The 3,492-nt window shown below is 69.9% G+C and carries 4 protein-coding genes and 2 tRNA genes; 2 read left to right on the top strand and 4 right to left on the bottom strand.

The annotated features are described in order from the left end of the window. The 3 genes from VNW53_RS18785 to VNW53_RS18795 all read right to left on the bottom strand — a co-directional run. Nucleotides 1–390: GTP-binding protein (locus VNW53_RS18785; RefSeq protein WP_325557509.1), on the bottom strand; the 390-nt coding region annotated here is incomplete at its 3' end. 39 nt (nt 391–429) lie between these two features. Next, nucleotides 430–503: transfer RNA gene (locus VNW53_RS18790), tRNA-Gly, on the bottom strand. 30 nt (nt 504–533) lie between these two features. Next, nucleotides 534–619 (bottom strand) — tRNA-Tyr (locus VNW53_RS18795). Between the two features lie 134 nt (nt 620–753). Between VNW53_RS18795 and rlmB the strand changes: the two genes are divergently transcribed. Then, nucleotides 754–1,548 carry a 23S rRNA (guanosine(2251)-2'-O)-methyltransferase RlmB gene (gene rlmB, locus VNW53_RS18800; protein WP_325557510.1) on the top strand — a complete coding sequence of 265 codons (795 nt, stop codon included), beginning with the start codon at nt 754–756 and terminating at the stop codon, nt 1,546–1,548. After that, nucleotides 1,545–2,282 (top strand): YjbE family putative metal transport protein, encoded by a 738-nt coding sequence (locus tag VNW53_RS18805; protein WP_325557511.1) that lies wholly within the window; start codon nt 1,545–1,547, stop codon nt 2,280–2,282. Before rlmB ends, VNW53_RS18805 begins: the two co-directional genes overlap by 4 nt. Before the next feature lie 44 nt (nt 2,283–2,326). Here the strand turns inward: VNW53_RS18805 and VNW53_RS18810 are convergent. Beyond that, a partial coding sequence (locus tag VNW53_RS18810; protein ID WP_325557512.1) for a methionine--tRNA ligase occupies nt 2,327–3,492 on the bottom strand: 1,166 nt, incomplete at its 5' end.

Below are 3,492 nucleotides of genomic sequence, written 5' to 3' on the forward strand. Positions count from 1 at the left end.
CGCCGGCACCCCCACCTGGCGGGCCAGCAGGATGTGCTCGCGGGTCTGCGGCATCGGGCCGTCCGCGGCGCTCACCACCAGGATCGCGCCGTCCATCTGCGCCGCCCCGGTGATCATGTTCTTCACATAGTCGGCGTGCCCGGGGCAGTCGACGTGGGCGTAGTGACGGTTCTGCGTCTCATACTCCACGTGCGCGGTGTTGATCGTGATCCCCCGCGCCTTCTCCTCAGGCGCCGCATCGATGTCCGCATAGGACATCGATTTCGCCCCGCCCGTCTTCGCCAGCGTGTAGGTGATCGCCGCCGTCAGCGTCGTCTTCCCGTGGTCCACGTGGCCGATCGTGCCAATGTTGCAGTGCGGCTTGTTACGTTCGAATTTCTCTTTGGCCATCGGGGTCCTACGGGCGTTGTTTCAAGTGGAAGGGGAACCTGGAGCGGGTAGCGGGAATCGAACCCGCATATTCAGCTTGGAAGGCTGCTGCACTACCATTGTGCTATACCCGCCGCTTCAATCTCCTACAGCGCTCCGGCGCGTGGTGGGGGAAGTAGGACTCGAACCTACGAAGGCGTACGCCAGGGGATTTACAGTCCCCCCCCTTTGCCGCTCGGGACATTCCCCCTCGCGCTCGGAGCCGGTTCAGGGCCCTTCGAACAAAAGGCTTCCGCCGCAGGCTGCGAGGGGCATAAAGCCCGTTCGCAAGGCACCTGGAGGCGGCAGCCCGTCCAAGGGCCCCAATTTGGAGCGCGTCTTATAGTGGCCTCGCATCCCGAACGCAACGACGCCCGGAGAGGGCGAAATCGGCATGGCCACGGAGGGTTCCGCAAGGCTCCGCACGGCCTCTCCGACGACTGGCTTTGGGGATGGCACGCCGTGGCGGCCGCGCTGGCCAATCCGCGCCGCGAACCGCCGCAACTGATCCTGGCCACCGCCGAGCGGGCGCGCCAGATCGAGGCCGACCTGGGCCGCCAGGACGCGCTGGAGATCGCCGACAACCAGCGAATCGCTCAGGCCCTCCCGCAGGGCGCCGTCCACCAGGGCGTGGCGCTGAAGGGCGCGGCGCCGGAAGACTGGGCGCTGGCCGACTTCACCCCGACGCGCGGCGCAGTCCTGCTGATGCTCGACCAGGTCACCGACCCGCAGAACGTCGGCGCGATTCTGCGTTCGGCGGCCGCCTTCGGGGCGCTAGGGGTGGTGCTGCAAGACCGCCATGCGCCGAAGCTGACCGGCGCCCTCGCCAAGGCCGCGGCGGGCGCGGTGGACAAGATCGCCGTCGCCCATGTGGTCAACCTGTCGCGCGCCCTGGACGAGCTGACCGACGCGGGCTGGCGCGCCGTGGGCCTGGCCGGCGAGGCCGAGCGGGACCTGGGCGCGGTGCTGGACGGGGCGCCCACCGTGCTGGTGATGGGCTCCGAGGGCGAAGGCCTGCGCCGGCTGGTGGCCGAGCACTGCGACGAGCTGGCCCGCATCCCCATGCCCGGCGGCTTCGAGAGCCTCAACGTCTCCGCCGCCTGCGCCGTGGCGCTCTACGAGGCCTCGCGCCCGCGTTGAGCCTGCCGTTCGAAACCACCGTCACCGCCGGCGCGGTCGCCGCCTTCTTCCAGGTGGTGCTGATCGACCTGGCGCTGGCCGGCGACAACGCCGTGGCCGTGGGCATCGCCGCCGCCGGCCTGCCGAAGCAGCAGCGGCGCACGGCCATCATCCTGGGCCTCGGCGGCGCGGTGGTGATGCTGATCAGCTTCGCCCTGATCACCACGCGCCTGCTGCAGGTGGTGGGCCTGCTGCTGGGCGGCGGGCTGCTGCTGCTGTGGGTCTGCTGGCGGATGTGGCGCGACCTGCGCCGCCAGGGCCGCGAACAGGAGGCGGAGGGCGAAAGCGCGCTCGAGGACGCCACCGGCGCGACGATCGGCGCGACCCCGAAGGCCAGGCCGAAGCCCAAGACCCTCGGCCGCGCCCTGCTGCAGATCCTGCTGGCCGACCTCGCCATGTCGCTGGACAACGTCCTGGCCGTGGCCGGGGCGGCCCGGCAGCACCCGGTGGTGCTGGCCATGGGCCTGATCCTGTCGATCACGCTGACCGGCGTGGCGGCGAGCTGGATCGCCAAGCTGCTGCACCGGGTCCGCTGGATCGGCTACCTGGGCCTGGCCATGGTGATCTACGTAGCCCTGCACATGATCTGGGAAGGCGCCCGCTCGGTGGCCATCGAGACCGGCCAGACCCCCGCCTATAACGCCGCCATGCCCGACATCTTCGACATCAAGCCGAGCGAGCTGAAGAAGCACTAGTCCCGCTCATCCCGGCGAAGGCCGGGATGAGCGGACGATGGTCTCTATTCGGTCTCCGGGCCGCCGAAGCGTTCGCGCCATTCGGCGACCTGCGCATCCTCGACCTTGCGGAACAGCACCTCGGGCGCCTTCACCGGGCGGCCGGGCGGCAGGGCGGCGAGCAGGCCCTCGCCGGTGAGGTCGGGCCAGCGGCCGGGGAAGGCCTCGCCCACCGAGAGCGCGATGGTCTCGGCGCTGAACGGGATGAAGGGCTCCGAGACCTTGGCGAACAGGGCCACCAGGTTGAGCCCGGTGCGCACGGCCACGGCGGCGCGCTCCGGATCGGTCTTGAAGGCGGTCCAGGGCGCGGCCTCGGTCAGGTAGCCGTTGCCCAGCACCCAGAGCTGGCGCAGCGCGGTGGAGGCCTTGCGGAATTCGCGCCCCTCCAGGTGCTCGGTGAGCTCGCGCAGCTTGGCCAGGACATCGGCGTGCAGCTTGGCCTCCAGCGGCCCATCGAGCCCGCCCGCCGGGACGGCGCCGTCGAAACGGCTCTCGGTGAACTTCAGGATGCGGTTGACGAAGTTGCCCAGCACGTCGGCCAGGTCGGCGTTCACCTGCGCCTGGAACTGCTCCCAGGCGAAGGTGGCGTCCGAGGTCTCCGGCGTGTTGGCGGTGATCCACCAGCGCCAGTAGTCGGGCGCGAGCAGCTCCAGCGCATGGTCCATGAAGACGCCGCGGTTCTGGGACGTCGAGAACTTGCCCCCGTAGTAGTCGAGCCAGTTGAAGCCCTTGAGCTGGTCGACCAGCTTCCAGGGCGCGTTGTTGGCTGGCGTGAAGTGGCCGTCGGCGCCCAGCTTCTCGTTGATCCCGAAGAGAGTCGTGGGGAAGCCCACGGTGTGGAAGGGCACGTTGTCCTTGCCCATGAACTCCACATAGGTGACGTCGGCCGCGGCGGGCTCGCGCCACCAGCGCTCCCACTCGGCCTCGTCGGCGGGACCCTTGCCGGCCTCGGCGGCGCGGGCGTCGGCCCATTCCCAGGTGGCGGCGATGTATTCGATGGGCGCGTCGAACCAGACGTAGAAGACCTTGCCGGCCAGGCCTTCGACGTCCGGCGTCAGGCCGTCCGGATTGGGCCCCCACTCGAAGGCGTTGACCGGCACGCCCCACTCCAGGTCGCGGGTGATGCCGCGGTCCTGCAGGCCCTCGTCGAGCCATTTCAGCGCGATGGAGG

The organism is Phenylobacterium sp. (assembly GCF_035569475.1).
Taxonomy (GTDB): Bacteria; Pseudomonadota; Alphaproteobacteria; order Caulobacterales; family Caulobacteraceae; genus Phenylobacterium.